This window comes from Acetobacter papayae JCM 25143 (assembly GCF_000613285.1).
In the GTDB taxonomy this organism is placed as follows: domain Bacteria; phylum Pseudomonadota; class Alphaproteobacteria; order Acetobacterales; family Acetobacteraceae; genus Acetobacter; species Acetobacter papayae.
Window position 1 is genome coordinate 1 of the sequence record NZ_BAIN01000032.1, and the last position, 15298, is coordinate 15298.

The 15298-nt window shown below is 59.0% G+C and carries 14 protein-coding genes, 1 tRNA gene and 5 pseudogenes; 13 read left to right on the forward strand and 7 right to left on the reverse strand.

The genetic code is table 11. The features are described from left to right. The first annotated feature begins 40 nt into the window (after window positions 1-40). The 3 genes and pseudogenes from JCM25143_RS08915 (at window position 41) to JCM25143_RS18235 (ending at window position 2675) form a co-directional block, all read left to right on the forward strand. Entirely contained in the window at window positions 41-568 is a 528-nt protein-coding gene (locus tag JCM25143_RS08915) for a MarR family winged helix-turn-helix transcriptional regulator (RefSeq protein WP_025860857.1), read from the forward strand. Then, window positions 558-1289, forward strand: coding sequence for a response regulator (locus JCM25143_RS08920; protein WP_051543138.1), 732 nt, complete (start codon window positions 558-560; stop codon window positions 1287-1289). The genes JCM25143_RS08915 and JCM25143_RS08920 overlap by 11 nt, the downstream gene beginning before the upstream one ends. 6 nt (window positions 1290-1295) lie before the next feature. Further along, window positions 1296-2675 (forward strand): annotated as a pseudogene (locus JCM25143_RS18235) (ATP-binding protein). Between the two features lie 5 nt (window positions 2676-2680). On the opposite strand, the gene JCM25143_RS08930 reads toward JCM25143_RS18235, so the two are convergent. After that, entirely contained in the window at window positions 2681-3238 is a 558-nt protein-coding gene (locus JCM25143_RS08930; protein ID WP_025860859.1) for an outer membrane protein assembly factor BamE, read from the reverse strand. Between JCM25143_RS08930 and JCM25143_RS08935 the strand changes: the two genes are divergently transcribed. The 3 genes from JCM25143_RS08935 to rpmF all read left to right on the forward strand — a co-directional run bounded on the left by JCM25143_RS08935 (window position 3237) and on the right by rpmF (window position 4443). Continuing rightward, on the forward strand, window positions 3237-3476 hold the full coding sequence (locus JCM25143_RS08935) for a hypothetical protein (RefSeq protein WP_025860860.1): 240 nt from the start codon (window positions 3237-3239) through the stop codon (window positions 3474-3476). The genes JCM25143_RS08930 and JCM25143_RS08935 overlap by 2 nt on opposite strands. Window positions 3477-3510: 34 nt before the next feature. Continuing rightward, window positions 3511-4065, forward strand: coding sequence for a DUF177 domain-containing protein (locus JCM25143_RS08940; protein WP_025860862.1), 555 nt, complete (start codon window positions 3511-3513; stop codon window positions 4063-4065). 174 nt (window positions 4066-4239) lie between these two features. Beyond that, window positions 4240-4443, forward strand: a complete 204-nt coding sequence (gene rpmF / locus JCM25143_RS21480) for a 50S ribosomal protein L32 (protein WP_081773538.1) — start codon at window positions 4240-4242, stop codon at window positions 4441-4443. Here the strand turns inward: rpmF and JCM25143_RS24745 are convergent. Next, complete coding sequence (locus JCM25143_RS24745) at window positions 4383-4508, reverse strand: hypothetical protein (protein WP_267879935.1); 126 nt, start codon at window positions 4506-4508, stop codon at window positions 4383-4385. The two genes, rpmF and JCM25143_RS24745, sit on opposite strands and share 61 nt — an antisense overlap. 15 nt (window positions 4509-4523) lie before the next feature. Here JCM25143_RS24745 and plsX point away from each other — a divergent pair. The 5 genes and pseudogenes from plsX (at window position 4524) to JCM25143_RS08965 (ending at window position 7801) form a co-directional block, all read left to right on the forward strand. Next, window positions 4524-5629 (forward strand): annotated as a pseudogene (gene plsX, locus JCM25143_RS18240) (phosphate acyltransferase PlsX). Window positions 5630-5705: 76 nt separating this feature from the next. Beyond that, window positions 5706-6676, forward strand: a pseudogene (locus JCM25143_RS18245) (beta-ketoacyl-ACP synthase III). Window positions 6677-6766: 90 nt separating this feature from the next. Next, on the forward strand, window positions 6767-7087 hold the full coding sequence (locus JCM25143_RS08955) for an integration host factor subunit alpha (RefSeq protein WP_025860864.1): 321 nt from the start codon (window positions 6767-6769) through the stop codon (window positions 7085-7087). A 91-nt stretch (window positions 7088-7178) separates the two neighbouring features. Continuing rightward, window positions 7179-7585 (forward strand): annotated as a pseudogene (locus JCM25143_RS18250) (MerR family transcriptional regulator); the annotation flags it as partial. Window positions 7586-7727: 142 nt separating this feature from the next. Beyond that, window positions 7728-7801, forward strand: a tRNA-Pro gene (locus tag JCM25143_RS08965). 39 nt (window positions 7802-7840) lie between these two features. On the opposite strand, the gene JCM25143_RS08970 is transcribed toward JCM25143_RS08965, so the two are convergent. Next, window positions 7841-8959 carry an AI-2E family transporter gene (locus JCM25143_RS08970; RefSeq protein ID WP_025860865.1) on the reverse strand — a complete coding sequence of 373 codons (1119 nt, stop codon included), beginning with the start codon at window positions 8957-8959 and terminating at the stop codon, window positions 7841-7843. A gap of 199 nt (window positions 8960-9158) precedes the next feature. Here JCM25143_RS08970 and murJ point away from each other — a divergent pair, with 199 nt between their 5' ends. Further along, a complete protein-coding gene (gene murJ, locus JCM25143_RS08975) occupies window positions 9159-10721 on the forward strand; it encodes a murein biosynthesis integral membrane protein MurJ (protein ID WP_025860866.1) in 1563 nt (520 codons plus the stop codon). After that, on the forward strand, window positions 10718-12004 hold the full coding sequence (locus JCM25143_RS08980) for a UdgX family uracil-DNA binding protein (protein WP_234395143.1): 1287 nt from the start codon (window positions 10718-10720) through the stop codon (window positions 12002-12004). Before murJ ends, JCM25143_RS08980 begins: the two co-directional genes overlap by 4 nt. Window positions 12005-12010: 6 nt before the next feature. Here JCM25143_RS08980 and JCM25143_RS08985 read toward each other — a convergent pair whose 3' ends face one another. The 4 genes and pseudogenes from JCM25143_RS08985 to trxB form a co-directional block, all read right to left on the reverse strand. Beyond that, window positions 12011-12304 carry an integration host factor subunit beta gene (locus tag JCM25143_RS08985; protein WP_025860869.1) on the reverse strand — a complete coding sequence of 98 codons (294 nt, stop codon included), beginning with the start codon at window positions 12302-12304 and terminating at the stop codon, window positions 12011-12013. Between the two features lie 157 nt (window positions 12305-12461). Beyond that, entirely contained in the window at window positions 12462-12932 is a 471-nt protein-coding gene (locus JCM25143_RS08990; RefSeq protein WP_025860871.1) for a MucR family transcriptional regulator, read from the reverse strand. A 324-nt stretch (window positions 12933-13256) separates the two neighbouring features. Continuing rightward, entirely contained in the window at window positions 13257-14144 is an 888-nt protein-coding gene (locus JCM25143_RS08995) for a LysR family transcriptional regulator (protein WP_025860872.1), read from the reverse strand. A 118-nt stretch (window positions 14145-14262) separates the two neighbouring features. Then, a pseudogene (gene trxB, locus JCM25143_RS18255) lies at window positions 14263-15209 on the reverse strand (thioredoxin-disulfide reductase). Window positions 15210-15298: the final 89 nt, after the last annotated feature.

A 15298-nucleotide genomic window follows, 5' to 3' on the forward strand; every position in this document is an offset into this window, starting at 1 on the left:
TTATCCGGCCGCAGGCAGCCGGCTAGGCGGCCCAGCGCACATGGCGGCTCTGCCTTCGCGTGCCGCAGCCGGTGCGGACCTGCTCTTCCTGCGCGAGGAGCGGCTGCGTTTTGCGCAGGCTCTCATGTTTCTGGCGCAACGGGACATGGCGGAGGCCGTGGCCCCCATGCTGGAAGAAGACGGGCTGGGCAGGGCACAATATCGTGTCATGCAGGTGCTGGCGTTCAGCCCTGGCATGCCCGTAAGCCGGGTGCAGGATATTCTGGGTGTTACAAAGCAGAGCCTCGGCCGAACCCTGCACGAACTGGAAGAGCGCCAGTATCTGGAAATCCGACGGGGCAGGGAAGACAGGCGGCTGCGGCTGCTGTTTCTGACACAAGCCGGGCAGGATGCGGAAGCGCGGCTATTTGCCGTGGTGCGGCAGAAGCTGATGGCCGCTTACCGGGAGGCAGGGGGCGCTGCGGTTGAAGGGTTCGGGCGGGTCATGCGGGGCATGCTGTCCGAGCACAGCCGGAGCGTTCTGGCAGATGAAGGCAAGACAGACGTCGGGCGCCAGCATGGCGGGTAAGGCGACAGGAGTACAGCCGGTGGAAGAAGAAGCCGTATCGCATGTTCTGGTGGTGGATGATGACCCGAGGCTGCGACGCCTTTTGCATCGCTATCTGTTCGAAAATGGCTTTCGTATCAGTGTTGCGGCCCATGCGGCGGAAGCGCGGCAGACCCTCAATGGAATCCAGCCTGATGCGATCGTGCTGGATGTGAATATGCCCGGACAGGATGGGCTGGACTTTACCCGCAGCCTGCGGGCCGAAGGGCTGGACATGCCTATTATCCTACTGACTGCCCGTGGCGAGCCGGAAGACCGGATTACCGGGCTGGAAGCCGGAGCGGATGATTATCTGGGCAAGCCGTTCGAACCGCGTGAACTGCTGCTGCGGCTCAAGGCGCATTTGCGGCGGCACCAGCCTGCGCAAACACCGGGCACGCCACGGATTGTCCGTCTGGGCGACAAGGAGTTTGATCTCGAACGCCTGCTGTTGCAGGGGCCGGATGGCAATATTCACCTGACCGGGGGGGAGGCCGCTTTGCTGGCCGTGCTCTCACGCAGGCCGGGGGAGGTATTCACGCGTGAGGAAATCGCTACCGCGCTGGATATGCTCGAAATAGGAGAACGCGCGGTGGATGTGCAGGTCACCCGCCTGCGCCGGTGCATTGAAACAGACCCCAAGGAGCCCCGCTTTCTGCAGACGGTCAGAGGGCGCGGTTATGTCCTGAAGCCGGGGCTGTAAGCGCAGATGAGCTGGGGAGCACGCCTGTGGCGGGCGCTGGTGGAACAGGGAGGGCGCAGGGTGGAAAGAATCATACGGCGTTTTCTGCCCCGCTCGTTTCTCGGGCGTTCGCTGCTGATCGTGCTGTTTCCGCTGTTGGCCACGCAGGGGATCGCACTTGAACTGTTTTACGGTAATTTTCTCAAGGTCGTATCCCGCCGCCTGACAGACAGCGTGGCATCGGAAGTGGTGCTGTCGCTCAATGCTCTTGAGCGGCTCAAAACCCCCGAGGACAAGGCGTGGTTTGTTGCGCAGGCGTGGTCGCACCTGCAACTGCGTGAGCAGTGGCAGCCGGGCATGAAGCTGGATCGCTTTGGCTCCACGCATGTTCTGGGGCCGATGGATGATGATCTGGTGCGCGATCTGGCTCATCCATAAGCTATCCGTTTTTCATTTCCTGGAATCGTGACCCGCGCAAGGTTCGTATCTTCATACAACTGCCCGATGGCGTGCTGCTGGTGGATGCGCCGCGCAAGCGGCTGGATATGGGGCAGATCTGGCTGTTTGTGGCTTGGACGGTGGGCAGCACGCTACTTTTGTTCATGCTCGCCAGCCTGTTCATGAACCGGCAGGTGCGGGCCATCCGCATGCTGGGCCATGCAGCGGAGCAGTTCGGGCTGGGGCGTGATGTCGGCATGATACGCCCTACAGGCGCGCAGGAGGTGCGTAGGGTTGCCGTGGCGTTCAATCGCATGCAGGCGCGCATACACCGCTTTGTAGCGCAAAGGACACGGGTTCTGGCCGGGGTTTCCCATGATCTGCGCACCCCTTTGACCCGCCTGCGGCTTTCGCTGGCCATGTTGCCGCAGTCTGGCATCGTGCGTGCCGAGGATATCCGGCAGGATATCGATGACATGGTGGGCGATGTGGTGGAGATGGAAAATCTGATCGGCACCTACCTCGCTTTCGTGCGTGGCGAAGGGATGGAAAAGGTTGAGGATGTGCCGCTGCGGCCGTTCCTGAAGGAAATTGTGGCGGCTGCGGCCCGTGCGGGCGGGCGTGAGGTCAGGCTGGAAGTGCCGCACGGGCTTGTGGCGTCCATGCGGCCTGACGCCATGCGCCGCACCCTGACCAACCTGATCGACAATGCCAGCCGCCATGGTGCCTGCGTGAGCCTGACTGTCAGCTACGCCGGAAAGGGTGGTGTTTCTGGTGGACGATAATGGGCCGGGGATCGAGCCGGACCGGCGCGAGCGCGTGCTGACCGCGTTTGAAAGCAGTCAGGTCAACGGCACGGGGCTCGGGCTGACCATCTCACGCGATATTGTGCGTGCACATGGTGGAGAATTGACGCTGGAAGATTCGCCGCAGGGCGGGCTGCGCGTCAGGGTTACCCTGCCGCGCTAGAAGGCTCAGAGCGAGTTGCCGGAACCGAAGTGGCCGGGGCCCTGGTTGTTGTAGCCGCCCATCATACCGCCAGCCGAGCCGGAGCCCATCATGTTCTGCATGGGGTTGTAGCGGCCGACATTGCCCAGAATTTGCTGGAATACGTTGATCTTGGTGCCGGGGGTGGGCGTGATCTTGGAGACCATGGCCACGTGAATGGCATCCTTACGGTCAAGAGCGCGGACACTTTGCAGGGTGCCTGCCTGTGTGAATTTCAGCACCACCACATCCTGCTTGAGAACGCCTGGATAATCCATGGGCACCAGATGCGTGGTCATGGAAATATAAATCCAGGTATTATCGTCAAAAGCGCCTTTGGTCGTGGGGGTGCCCATTAGATCCAGCGCGTCCGCACGTGTGCTGGAACCGGGGATAAGCTGGTTGTAGTCATCCGCCTCAACCAGAGAGCCACGGGGAATGGGCGTGGGTGAAAACACCGCACAGCCGGAAAGGGCCAGCACTGCCACAAGGGCTGTGCAGGCACCGTGCAGGCGCGTCATCCGGTTGCGGCGTGTCAGTGTCATGACGTTCAGGCGTTCCCTGCGTTTCTGTCCCCTGCTGTTTCAGGCCATGGGCTGGCTTGATCAGGGCGGGCTTCTCTCCTGTTTCGGATGCCTCAACCGCTGCGGTGCGTCAATTCCTGAATGGGAATCAGAAGTGTATTTCCGCCTTCTGGCAAGGCATTACTCCCTTGTTGCAGGACGATATGATAGGGTAGGCCGTGTGCCATGGCGCGGGCGTGGCCCGCAGGCACGCGACTGAACTAGAGCCATTGTGCCATCTGCTGGAGGTTTCCATGAAAGACAGGCCTGAATTTTCTCGCCCTCTGGCCGTGCGCCGAATCGGTGTGAACGGCACGGAAATCACGGTGGAGGCGACAGAGGCGGAATGTCGCGCTGTGGCGGCCCGCCTCAAACTGCCCCGGATTGACATGCTGCGCTGCCGTTACCATCTGCGTGAACAGGGGCGCGGCGTGGTGGAAGCGCAGGGGGCTGTGGCGGCGCGTTTCACGCAGACCTGTGTTGTCAGCCTTGAAGCTTTTGAGGATATGATTGCGGGCTCTTTTGTGGTTCGTTTCGTCCCGGCCGAACATTTTGTGGAGTCTGATCTGCCCGACATGGATGCGGTGGATGAAATTCCCTATGACGGTCAGGAAATTGATCTGGGAGAGGCTGTGGTCGAGCAGTTTGCGCTTGATCTGGAGCCTTACCCCCATGCGCCGGATATCGATCTGCCGCCCGGTCTCGTCTTGGATGAAGACAGCGCGGAAGAACCTGCACCGCGCGATGATGGTGAGCATAAACCCCATCCTTTCGCGGCGTTGTCGCGTTGGAGCGGGGGAAAAGCCTGAAGGGGGCGTAAAGAAAGACGGGGGTTTTCTTTTTGCATTACTTGCGAAAAACCCCTCCGTCTGCTAGAGGCCCCGGCTCAGTCTGGTGATGAACCGAATGGTGTTGTCTGGTAGGGCGCAGGAACGCGAGCCGGGCATTTATTAACTTGTCTTTGCAGGAAGGGGCTCAGGCTCATGGCTGTACCCAAAAGAAAAACTTCGCCTTCTCGTCGTGGTATGCGTCGCAGCCACCAAGCGCTCAGCGCCGAGGCATTCGCCGAATGCTCCAACTGCGGTGAGCTGAAGCGCCCGCACCACGTATGCAGCCATTGCGGTCATTACGATGGTCGTGAAGTGGTTGCCGCTGGCAAGGCACTTAAGGTTGCCGTGCGCGCCTGATTTTTCAGGCGGGTATTGAGCGTACGCTCAGGCGTGCGGATACGGGAGTAAGGCATCTGCGGCATGGCAGAGAAGCACGTATGAACAAGACCGAGATTCCAGGCAGTTTTCCTTCCGATCCCTCCGGGGCATTCAGCCTCGCTGTGGATGGAATGGGAGGCGATGGGGCTCCCGAGGTCGTTGTTGCCGGGCTTGCCATTGCTGCGGAGCGTCACCGTGATCTGCGCGTGCTGCTGATCGGAGACGAGGCCCGGCTGCAACCGCTGCTGGCCCGTTATCCGCGTGCGGCTGCGGTGTGCACTGTGTGGCATACCGATGTGTCCATCCCCATGGACATGAAACCCACGCAGGCCCTGCGGCAGCGGCAGTCTTCCATGCGTCTGGCTATGGATGCCGTGGCCAGCGGACGTGCGCAGGGTGTGGTTTCCGCTGGCAACAGCGGGGCTATGCTGCTCTGGCCAAGATTGTGGTTAAAACCCTGCCGGGTATTTCCCGCCCTGCCATGGCGGCTATCAGCCCGACCGTGAAGGGTGATGTGGTCATGCTCGATCTGGGCGCCAATGTCGTATGCGACTGGCGCAATCTGGTCGAGTTTGCTGTCATGGGCGAAGCATTCGCCAAGTCTGTGCTGGGCCTCCCGGCTCCCACAATCGGCCTGCTCAATATCGGTTCGGAAGAACTCAAGGGCGATGAAAAGCTGCGGGTTGCGGCGGAAACGCTGCGCGAAAGCCCGCTCGCTGCCCAGTTCCACGGTTTTGTGGAAGGTCATGATATTACCGCTGGCACGACCGATGTGGTTGTGACCGATGGTTTTACCGGCAATGTGGCGCTCAAGACGGGTGAAGGTGTGCTGAAAATGGCCACCACCCTGTTGCGCCGGGTGTTCCAGAGCAGCGTGCTGGCGAAAATTGGCTATATGCTTGTCCGGCCCGGTCTGGAACGCATGAAGGAATGGCTTGACCCACGGCGCTATAATGGCGCGGTGTTTGTCGGGCTGAATGGTGTGGTGGTCAAATCCCATGGCGGCACGGACGCTGAAGGGTTTGCTGCTGCGGTTGATGTGGCCATGGATATGGTCACGCACGGTTTCAATGACAGTATCCGTGAGCGCCTCAGTCATATGGGGGCATTGCTTTCCGGGCAGAAGGTAACCGAAGAACGCGAGGTTGCGGTTCCGGTTTCCTGAACAGACGCATAGACATGAACTGGCCTGTCGTGGTGAGCAGCGATGTATGTCCGTTGCGGCGGTGGATAATGAAAGAATGGCGATGACGAAGCACGCGCTTCTGATCGGGTTTGGCAGCTACCTGCCAGACAGGGTTGTGACCAACGACGAACTGGCGGCCCGGCTGGACACCTCGGATGAGTGGATCAGAACCCGTACCGGCATTACCCGTCGCCATATGGCTGGACCGGATGATACCGCCGCCAGCATGGCCGCCCGTGCGGCACAGGCTGCTCTCGATTATGCCGGTCTGGTTGCCGATGATATCGACGCGATTTTTCTGGCCACAGCCACACCTGATCAGGCTTTCCCGGCAACAGCCGTGCGTGTGCAGGCCCTGCTGGGCATGACGCGGGGCTTTGGCTTCGACCTTTCCGCAGCCTGCTCGGGTTTTATTTTCGCACTCGCCACGCTGACGCCTATATCCGCGCTGGTATGGCGCGCAAGGTGCTGGTGATTGGCAGTGAGGTATATTCGCGTATTCTCGACTGGTCTGACCGGGGTACCTGCGTGTTGTTCGGCGATGGCGCCGGAGCCGTGGTGCTATCCGCCTCGGATGAGGAAGAGGGGCGGGGGCTTTTGTCCACGCATCTGCATTCCGATGGAACGCTGGGCGATCTTCTCTATGTCGATGGTGCGGTGGGTCAGCCTGATAAAAGCGGGCATCTGGTCATGAGTGGGCGGGATGTTTTCCGCCATGCCGTGTCCAAACTGTCTTCCGCGGTTGATGAAGCACTGGCCGCACAGGGCCTGTCCTATGCCGATGTGGACTGGCTGGTGCCGCATCAGGCCAATATCCGGATTATCGAAGGGGTGGGCAAAAAGCTTGGCCTGCCTTCCGAGCGGGTGGTGGTGACGGTTGACCGGCACGCCAATACATCGGCCGCTTCCATTCCGCTCGCACTTGATGAGGCCGTGCGTGACGGACGGATTGGCAAGGGCGATCTGGTGCTGCTTGAAGCACTGGGTGGCGGGCTGACATGGGGCTCCGCGCTGGTACGGATGTAACCGCCGGATATTGCTTTCTGCGCCCTACAAAAATGCGGCTGTCGTGCGAATGAATTGACGCGCCCTGCGGGCGTGGTTACGCTCCGATTCATGGAAACTGTGACGCGTGCATCCTTGATAGAGCAGGTCTATCAGCAGGTAGGTCTGTCTCGCAAAGAGTCGTCTGTACTCCTGGAAGATGTCCTGGAGACAGTCATGGAAGCTCTTGAACGCGGCGAAAGCGTCAAGATCAGCGGGTTTGGCACGTTTGCCGTGCGTAAAAAGGGCAAACGGGCGGGACGAAACCCGAAAACGGGCGAGGAAGTCCCCATCCTGCCGCGCTCCGTGCTGGTGTTCCGGTCCAGTCAGCTTTTGAAAGCTGAGGTCAATCATGAATCGCCAGAAGGATATGCAGGCTATGATGATGACTGATTCCCCGGAATACAGAAACCCACAGCAGGAGGGTATCGATCTGGTTGAGGGGCTGAGTTCCGAGGAAGAGGATATGGGATTGGACGGGCTGGAAAAAGCGCCGGAGGCTTTCAGAACCATTAGCGAAGTGGCCGACGAACTGCACGTACCCCAGCACACCCTGCGCTTGTGGGAAGCGCAGTTCCAGCAGGTGCGTCCGGTCAAAAGGCTGGTGGCCGCCGTTACTATCGGCAGGATGATATCGCACTGCTGCGCCATATTGCTGATTTGCTCTATACGCAGGGCTACACGGTCAAAGGTGTTCAGCGTCTTCTGGATAGTGGCATGGTTGTTCCCATGCCTGTCAGAGAAGCAGATGACACGCCCCCCGCGACGGTGGATGAGACGGAATTCTCACAGCCTCAAGAGCTTGAGGAAGTGGTGGCCGTTGTCGAAACCGAAGAACTCGTCGCGCTGCATGAGCCAGAAGTGGTCGCGCCCGCCGTGTCGCAGGCTGTCGATACGCATCTGCGGGCCGAACTGGAAGGTATTCTGGTGGAGTTGCTGGCTATTCGCCAAAAACTTGTTGTTTAAGCAAAAAATTGTCTCACACGGTCTTGTGCCCGGTGGGATCGCCTGCTAAACACCACTCCACACTTAACGGGCAGTAGCGCAGTCTGGTAGCGCATCAGTCTGGGGGACTGGGGGTCGTGGGTTCGAATCCCGCCTGCCCGATATTTTTTCCGAAAAGTTGGTATGGCGAGGTCGCCCCTGTTAAGGGGCTGCCTCGCTATTGCCGTATGTCCAGCGCCGCCACAGCAGGTTGAGCGCTGCCATAATAGCCGGGCCGATGAAAAGCCCGATGAGCCCCCAGGTTTCGGCCCCTCCCAGAATGCCCAGCAGCACCCACAGGAAGGGCAGTTTTGTGCTGCCGCCGATCAGGGCCGGGCGAATGAAGTGGTCTGCGATGAAAATAACGGTCGCACCAAGCGCGAAAATAACCACGCAGGCAACGGATGCCCCCTGTGCCAGAATAAGCAGGGAAACCAGACCGACGGCCACCAGCGCGCAGAACGGGATCATGGCTGCGACAGCGGTAATGACACCAAAAAGGGCCGGATGCGGCGCGCCTGCCACCATATAGGCCACCCCCAGAATAATACCTTCGCCAATGCCAACCAGCACAAGGCCCTGCACGGTGCCATGAACCGAGGCGACCATCTGCCGCCCGATGGTCTCGCCGCGTTTGCCAAAAGCCCGGCAGGAGGCAACGCGGCATTGCCGGATGACGGAAGGGCCATCCTTGTAAAGGAAAAACAGAGTCAGGATGGAAAAGCAGAATAGCGTGCCTCGATGTGCGATCTGTGCACCCAGCGCCTTGGTTATGGCCATGCCACGGTTGTCGAGCGCGCCCAGCATGCCAGAAATATTCCGTGGGTCGGTCAGGTGGCTCTGCCACCATTGCGTAAGAGCCGCCTGACCAAATGGCAGGTGGCCAAGGGCATCAGGCACAGGCACACCATGGGCGCGAGCACTATCGAGCCAGCGGAGTGCGCTCTGTGCCTCTCCAATGGCTTCAAGGGTCAGCAGGGTGAGGGGGATAACAAATATCAATGCCATGACAGCCGTAAACAGGGCAGGCAGCACTGTTCCACCTGCGGCATTGGGCCATGTTCTGCAGGCACGGGTATAGAGCGGCCATGTGGCAATGGCGAAAACGCCGCCCCATGCCAGCGCGGGCAGAAAGCCATGTACGGTGTAAAGCGCCATACCAGCGATAAAGGTGGCCAGTGTTGCGCGCGCGATTTCCTGCCCCCGCTTTGAGCGCTGGCTGGCTTTCAGCCCCAGACAACGGGTGATGGGGGCCGGGTGTTGGGCGGGCGGTGCTGGCATATGTGCGTATTCTTTCCAGGCTTCTGGGGCGAAAGGCAGGCCATGGAGCCTGCCGCCTTTGACTCTGGATAATAGAGCGAGGTAAGCGGCATGCCTATGCCGTATCTGTTAAGACTGTTCATGAGTCGCGCAGCCGGTATGCTGTGACAGGCAGAGCCGCGGGGCTTTTGCCATGGCTTGACGGATCGCGCGGGACATCATGCTGAGAAATTTTCTGACAGTTGGCGGCTGGACCATGCTCAGCCGCGTTCTTGGACTTGTGCGCGATCAGCTTCTGGCGGCGTTCATGGGGGCAGGGGCCTTGCAGGATGCCTATCAGGTGGCCTGCCGTTTGCCCAACATGTTCCGCCGGTTATTCGGCGAAGGAGCGTTCAACGCAGCGTTTGTGCCGCTTTTCTCTTCCGTTCTGGTGGAAGAAGGGGCCGACGAGGCGCGCCTTTTTGCGCGGCGCACTCTGGGGGTCATGCTGGCGTGGCTGGTGTTCCTGTGCGTGCTGGGGGAGTGCTTTATGCCCGCCGTGCTGCGGATGATCGCACCGGGTTTCCTGCAAAGTGGAGAGCGTTACGCACTGGCCGTAACGCTGAGCCGCATTACCTTTCCCTATCTGGTCATGATCTGTGCGGCAGCACTTCTGGCAGGGGTGCTCAACGGCCTGCATCGCTTTGGCATGGCGTCTGCTGCGTATCTGGCGTTCAACATTGTTGGTATTGCCGCCATTCTCGGGGGGGCGTGCTTTAGCGCCAATGTGGCGATTATTGCGGCATGGGGCGTTACGTTTTCAGGAGTGGTGCAGCTTGGCCTGCTGCTATGGGCCTGCGAGCGGGCGCGTTTCGGGCTTATGCCGCTCTGGCCTCGTCTGACACCGCGTATCCGTGTGCTGCTCCGGCGGATGGTGCCGGGGCTGGTGGGGAGCGGAGTCGGGCAGATCAACCTGACAATCGACACCATTATTGGCACGTTGCTGCCTGCGGGCAGTGTTTCGCTCATGTATTTTGCGGATCGCATCAACCAGTTGCCTCTGGGTGTGCTGGGGGCGGCTGCAGGCACGACCTTGCTGCCCGTGCTGACCCGCCATGTCGCTGCAGGCGATCATGACGGGGCGCATGCGGCGCAGAATCGTTCGATCGAATATGTGCTGCTGCTGACCTTGCCTGCCGTGGCCGGTATTCTGGTGCTGGCTGACCCCATTATGGTGGTTCTGTTTGGCCATGGCTCCTTTACCGAGCATGACGCTATGCTGTCAGCCCAGTCGCTGCGGGCCTATGCCATTGGCCTGCCGGCTTTCGTGCTGGTCAAGGTTCTGGCTCCGGCGTTTTTTGCGCGGGGGGACACCCGCACGCCAGTGGTTATTGGTATTGGTATTCTGGTGGTCAACCTGCTGCTCAACCTTGCCTTCATGAAACCTCTTGCCCATGTGGGGCCACCTTTGGCGAGTAGTCTGGCCGCAGGGCTCAATGTTGCCAGCCTGGCCCTTATTTTGCGTATTCGCGCGGTGCTGCATGTGCCGCGTCCGTTTCTGGCGCGTATGGGGCTGGTCGGGCTTGCTGCGCTGGGTATGGCATTTGGCGTTGGTGCTGCGGCATGGGCGCTGCCGTTTCCTGCGCATATCGTATCCCGCCTGTTCTGGCTGGGGCTGCTGGTGGTGGGGGGCGGTGCCCTCTATCTCCTTCTGCTGTGCCTGATGGGCATCGTGCACTGGCAGCAGGTTGCCTCCGTGCCGGGACGCCTGAAGAAGCGTGGCGGGCGCGCCAAGGGGGCGTGAGCGCGTTGGCTGAGAGTGTTCTCGCACATCAGGTTGATTTTCAGGGATGGCGGAACGCCGTGCGCCAGCATATCGCGCAGGATACACCCCCCGAAGCTCTGCACTGGCGTGTGGCTGCTTTTGGTGAAGCCGTTCCAGAGGCAGAAGATAGTTCCGCAGCGTTGCCTGCTTCCGGCCAACGGTTGACGCTTTCGCGGGCGTTGCTGGCTATGCTGGAAGCAGCCATGCAGGCTCAGGATGAAACTCGCTTTACCCTTGGCTACAGGATTCTCTACCGGCTGGCCCGACATGAGCTGGGCCTAAATGACGAACACGACCCTGACCTCACGGCCTTGCGTGTATTGGCCGAGAGCGTGCGTGAGGAAACACGGGCTTTTCGGGAGCGTTTCTCCGCGTTTTCGGCTGACCGTTCTACGGCCTGCCTGCACGATAGCCCTACCCATTATATTATCGAGGCTAATGCTGCTTTCTGTCAGGCGCGTAATCCCCGGCTGTGGGAGATACGTACTCCCTACCGGCGCGCCTTGTGGAATGGCCAGCGGCTTTTTTTCGGCCCCGGAGAGAATGAGGCTGCCCATGTGCAGGCTAGTGTCTGGCAGCCAGCCGGGCAGGGGTGCTGGCAGGGATACCCGCAAACGGTTCTGCTGCCAGCGCTGAAGGATATTGAGCAGGCGGATAGTCTGGCGGCTCTTGGTGCTTTGGCCATGGACTGCCGTGCCTGTCCGTCATGGGAGAACGCGACACGCGCCGTGTTTGGGTGTGGGCAAGGATTGTTCCGACTGATGCTGGTGGGTGAGCAGCCGGGCGATCAGGAAGACCTGGCGGGTATGCCCTTTGTGGGGCCTGCGGGGCAGGTGCTGGACAAGGCACTGGCGGAAGCTGGGTTTGTGCGTGAGCAGATTTATGTGACCAATGCGGTCAAGCATTTTGGTTTTACATGGCGCAATGGCAGGCGGCTGCATCAGAAGCCTGACGAGACAGCCATCCATGCGTGTCATGTCTGGCTGGAGGCAGAGCGGCGGGTTTTAAACCCGGCTCTGGTTGTCATGCTGGGGGCTACGGCAGCCCGAAGCGTGCTGAAAAAACCGGTTACAATTTCGCGTGAAAGATCGCGTATCATCCCGCTGGATGCAACAACTGCGGGGCTGGTGACGGTGCATCCATCCTATCTGCTCCGTCTGCCTGACGATTCCACGCGGCAGAAGGAATACGAGAGATTTGTAGCGGACCTGAAGCTGGCCCGCGACTATCTGCACGATAAGGGGCTGCTGGAGCCGCAGTAAGGCGCGTTATTCCTTTTTATGCGGGCTGTTCAGGCGCTGATGCAATTCCTTGCCGGTTTTAAAAAACGGCACATATTTACGGCTGACCTGAACCTGCTCCCCTGTTTTGGGGTTGCGGCCCAGACGGGGGTCTCGTTCCTTGACGGAAAAAGCCCCGAACCCACGCAGTTCCACACGCTGGCCATTGGCCAGACTGCGGGCAATGCCACCAAAGATCGTATTGACGAGACGCGTTGCCTCCCTGACCTGCAGGTGAGGATGTTTCTGCAAAAGAACAGCAATAAGTTCAGATCTGGTCATGGTAGTGCATTTCCATCTGATCATATGGCCAGATAGCAGGGCCACTTGCTTTCAACACTCCTGCGTATGGGGTTCTTACGTCAAGACATAAATAAAGCCCGGTGAAGCGGGGTAGACGCTTCACCGGGCTACAAGCCTCGTTGATCTGAGGAACCTGTTACGCGCTGGTCGTGGCGTTTTTCTTGGAGCGGCGGCTGCGGCCACCCACTTCATCTTCATCGCCAGCGGCATGAATCTTGCGGCCAAGGCCGATTTCACGCGCGAGAGTGGAGCGCCGTTCGGCATAGTTGGGGGCGACCATCGGGTAGTCGGCGGGCAGGCCCCAGCGTTCACGGTACTGCTCAGGCGTCATGTTGTAGGCGCTCTGGAGGTGGCGCTTGAGCATTTTAAGTTTTTTGCCGTCTTCAAGGCACACGATGTAGTCAGGGAAAACCGAACGCTTGACCGGCACGGCAGGCTGGAGCTTTTCCGGCTCGCTCTGCGGCAGTTCAGCGGTTTTCAGTGCCTGATAGACATCTTTGATCAGGACCGGAATAGCAGTGGCTTCCACCTGATTGTTGGAAACATATGCCGCCACAATCTCTGATACAAGTTCTAGAACGGGGGAGTAGTCTGAAGTGTCTGTCATGGCTGGCCCAATGAAAAGTAAGAATTTACTTTTCTAAATATAGGGAATGATTTCTTGTTTGTGAATGGAGAAGATACGCTTTTTTTGAGTTCTTTGTACGTTTTTCTTTGTGCTTTGGTCTTTTGGAGCAATAGAGAAATGGTGCACGCAAGGTGTCTGGAATGAGTAAGTTCTGAAATTTAAAGAACAGACATGGAAAGAGTGTTATTCACACACAGTATTCTTCTGTTTTGGTGTGAAGTTTTTTTTATAAAAAAGGCAGAACGATTCGCCTGAACCCAGTGCGAAACATTCTGCCCGTTCGTCTATTTTTTTGAGCGTCTTTTAACGAATACCTAGCTCGCTCATAAGGAAATCACGGAATACCGATACGCGTTTGGAACTGCGCAGTTCTTCCGGATAAACAAAATAGGCATCGACTGTCGGGGTGGCGACTTCGGGCAGGATCTGAACCAGATCAGGGAATGCTGCAGCGGCATAGGTGGGAATGGAACCTATGCCCAGTCCTCCGGCAATGGCATAGGCCATGGCCGCCATGCTGTTGACCTCAAGCCGGGTGTTGTGCAGCCCGGCATGGCCGGTGTTCTGCAAGGCCTGTGCCAGCCAGTTCACATGCGTGACTGGGGGGTGGTGCTCACCGAATAATACCAGATGATGGTTTTTGATTTCATCAAGGCTCTGGGGTGTGCCGTTCTTTTCCAGATAGTGTGGGGAGGCGAAAATAGGCAGATGGAAATCCGCTAGATGCCGCTGGATCAGATCGGGCTGGCGCGGCGCATGCATGCGTACGGCCACATCGGCTTCGCGCATACCCAAGTCCAGATCGTTATCTTCCAGAATAAGGCAGATATCGATTTCCGGGTTGGCCAGCATGAACTTGTGCAGGCGTGGCATCAGCCAGCAGTTGCCAAAACCGGTTGTGGTGGTGACACGCAGCCGTCCGGCGGCTTTTTCCTTGCTTTCGGTCAGCAGGGTCTGTGTCATTTCCAGTTTGGAAAATACTTCGCGCACCGTCTTGTGCAGGGTCTCACCCTGTTCAGTCAGGATCAGCCCTCTGGCATGACGGTGGAAAAGAGGAACCTGAAGAACATCTTCGAGCGCGGAAATCTGCCGGGATACAGCGGACTGGCTGAGGTTGAGAACGTCTCCTGCGTGGGTAAAGGAACCGGCTTCCGCCACAGCATGGAAAACCCTGAGTTTGTCCCAGTCCACGCACGCCTCCTGCTCAATATTGAATGATACTCATGTAAAGCATGAAATTATGCTTTATGGTTTATACCTACGTGCAGTAATTGCCCCCCATGGTCAAGAGACCATGGGGAAGTAATTATTAATTTAGTCCGCCAAGAAAACGTTCCGCATCCAGTGCGGCCATGCAGCCTGTGCCGGCTGCTGTAACGGCCTGACGATATATCTTGTCCTGCACGTCGCCTGCGGCGAATACGCCATCGACCGATGTGCGCGTGCCACCGGCTACAGTTACAATATAGCCTTCGGAATCTAGCTCGAGCTGGCCTTTGAAAATATCGGTGGTGGGAGAATGCCCAATGGCGATGAACACACCATCGGTCGGCAGTGTGGTCTGCGTATTGTCCTGTGTATTGCGCAGAACAATGGCGTTGACTGTCGGCGGTGTGCCTTCGGCCAGAATGTCTTCAACCGTGCTGTTCCATACAACGCTCACCTTCGGGTTGGCGAACAGCCGATCCTGCAGGATTTTTTCAGCCCGCAATGTGTCGCGGCGGTGGATCAGGGTTACGTGATCGGCATGGTGGGTGAGGTAGAGTGCCTCTTCCACAGCGGTGTTGCCACCACCGACAACCACAACCCTGCGGCCCCGGTAGAAAAAGCCATCGCATGTGGCGCAGGCGGAAACGCCAGCACCCTGCAGGCGTTTTTCATTCGGCAGGCCAAGCCAGCGGGCCTGTGCGCCGGTTGCGACAATAACGGAGCGCGCCACATAGACCGTGCCGGAATCGCCCACCAGACGGAAAGGCGAGCCCCCATCCAGCTTCACGTCGGTAATAATGTCGTATTCAATACGCGTGCCGACATTGAGAGCCTGCTCGGCCATCTGTTCCATCAGCCAAGGGCCCTGAATGGCCGTGGCAAAGCGGGGTAGTTTTCTACCTCGGTGGTGATGGTCAGCTGCCCGCCCGGCTGCAACCCTGCTACCAGCACGGGAGAGAGGTTGGCGCGGGCGGCGTAAATGGCGGCTGTATAGCCCGCGGGGCCAGCGCCGATGACAAGCAGGTCGGTCGTGATTGTTTCGGTCATGGTATTTACATCGTCCCCAGCGGGTAAGGCCAAGCCCGGCTGTGCCGTTGCTGTCGGCGCGTTCCGGGCGATATGGGTCCAGATATGAC

Bases quoted from the DNA above. Each gene is read 5' to 3' on its own strand.
- JCM25143_RS08915 (WP_025860857.1), top strand. From the start codon at position 41: ATGGCGGCTCTGCCTTCGCGTGCCGCAGCCGGTGCGGACCTGCTCTTC.
- JCM25143_RS08920 (WP_051543138.1), top strand. From the start codon at position 558: ATGGCGGGTAAGGCGACAGGAGTACAGCCGGTGGAAGAAGAAGCCGTA.
- JCM25143_RS08935 (WP_025860860.1), top strand. From the start codon at position 3,237: ATGACGTTCAGGCGTTCCCTGCGTTTCTGTCCCCTGCTGTTTCAGGCC.
- JCM25143_RS08930 (WP_025860859.1), bottom strand. From the start codon at position 3,238: ATGACACTGACACGCCGCAACCGGATGACGCGCCTGCACGGTGCCTGC.
- JCM25143_RS08940 (WP_025860862.1), top strand. From the start codon at position 3,511: ATGAAAGACAGGCCTGAATTTTCTCGCCCTCTGGCCGTGCGCCGAATC.
- rpmF (WP_081773538.1), top strand. From the start codon at position 4,240: ATGGCTGTACCCAAAAGAAAAACTTCGCCTTCTCGTCGTGGTATGCGT.
- JCM25143_RS24745 (WP_267879935.1), bottom strand. From the start codon at position 4,508: ATGCCGCAGATGCCTTACTCCCGTATCCGCACGCCTGAGCGTACGCTC.
- JCM25143_RS08955 (WP_025860864.1), top strand. From the start codon at position 6,767: ATGGAAACTGTGACGCGTGCATCCTTGATAGAGCAGGTCTATCAGCAG.
- JCM25143_RS08970 (WP_025860865.1), bottom strand. From the start codon at position 8,959: ATGCCAGCACCGCCCGCCCAACACCCGGCCCCCATCACCCGTTGTCTG.
- murJ (WP_025860866.1), top strand. From the start codon at position 9,159: ATGCTGAGAAATTTTCTGACAGTTGGCGGCTGGACCATGCTCAGCCGC.
- JCM25143_RS08985 (WP_025860869.1), bottom strand. From the start codon at position 12,304: ATGACCAGATCTGAACTTATTGCTGTTCTTTTGCAGAAACATCCTCAC.
- JCM25143_RS08990 (WP_025860871.1), bottom strand. From the start codon at position 12,932: ATGACAGACACTTCAGACTACTCCCCCGTTCTAGAACTTGTATCAGAG.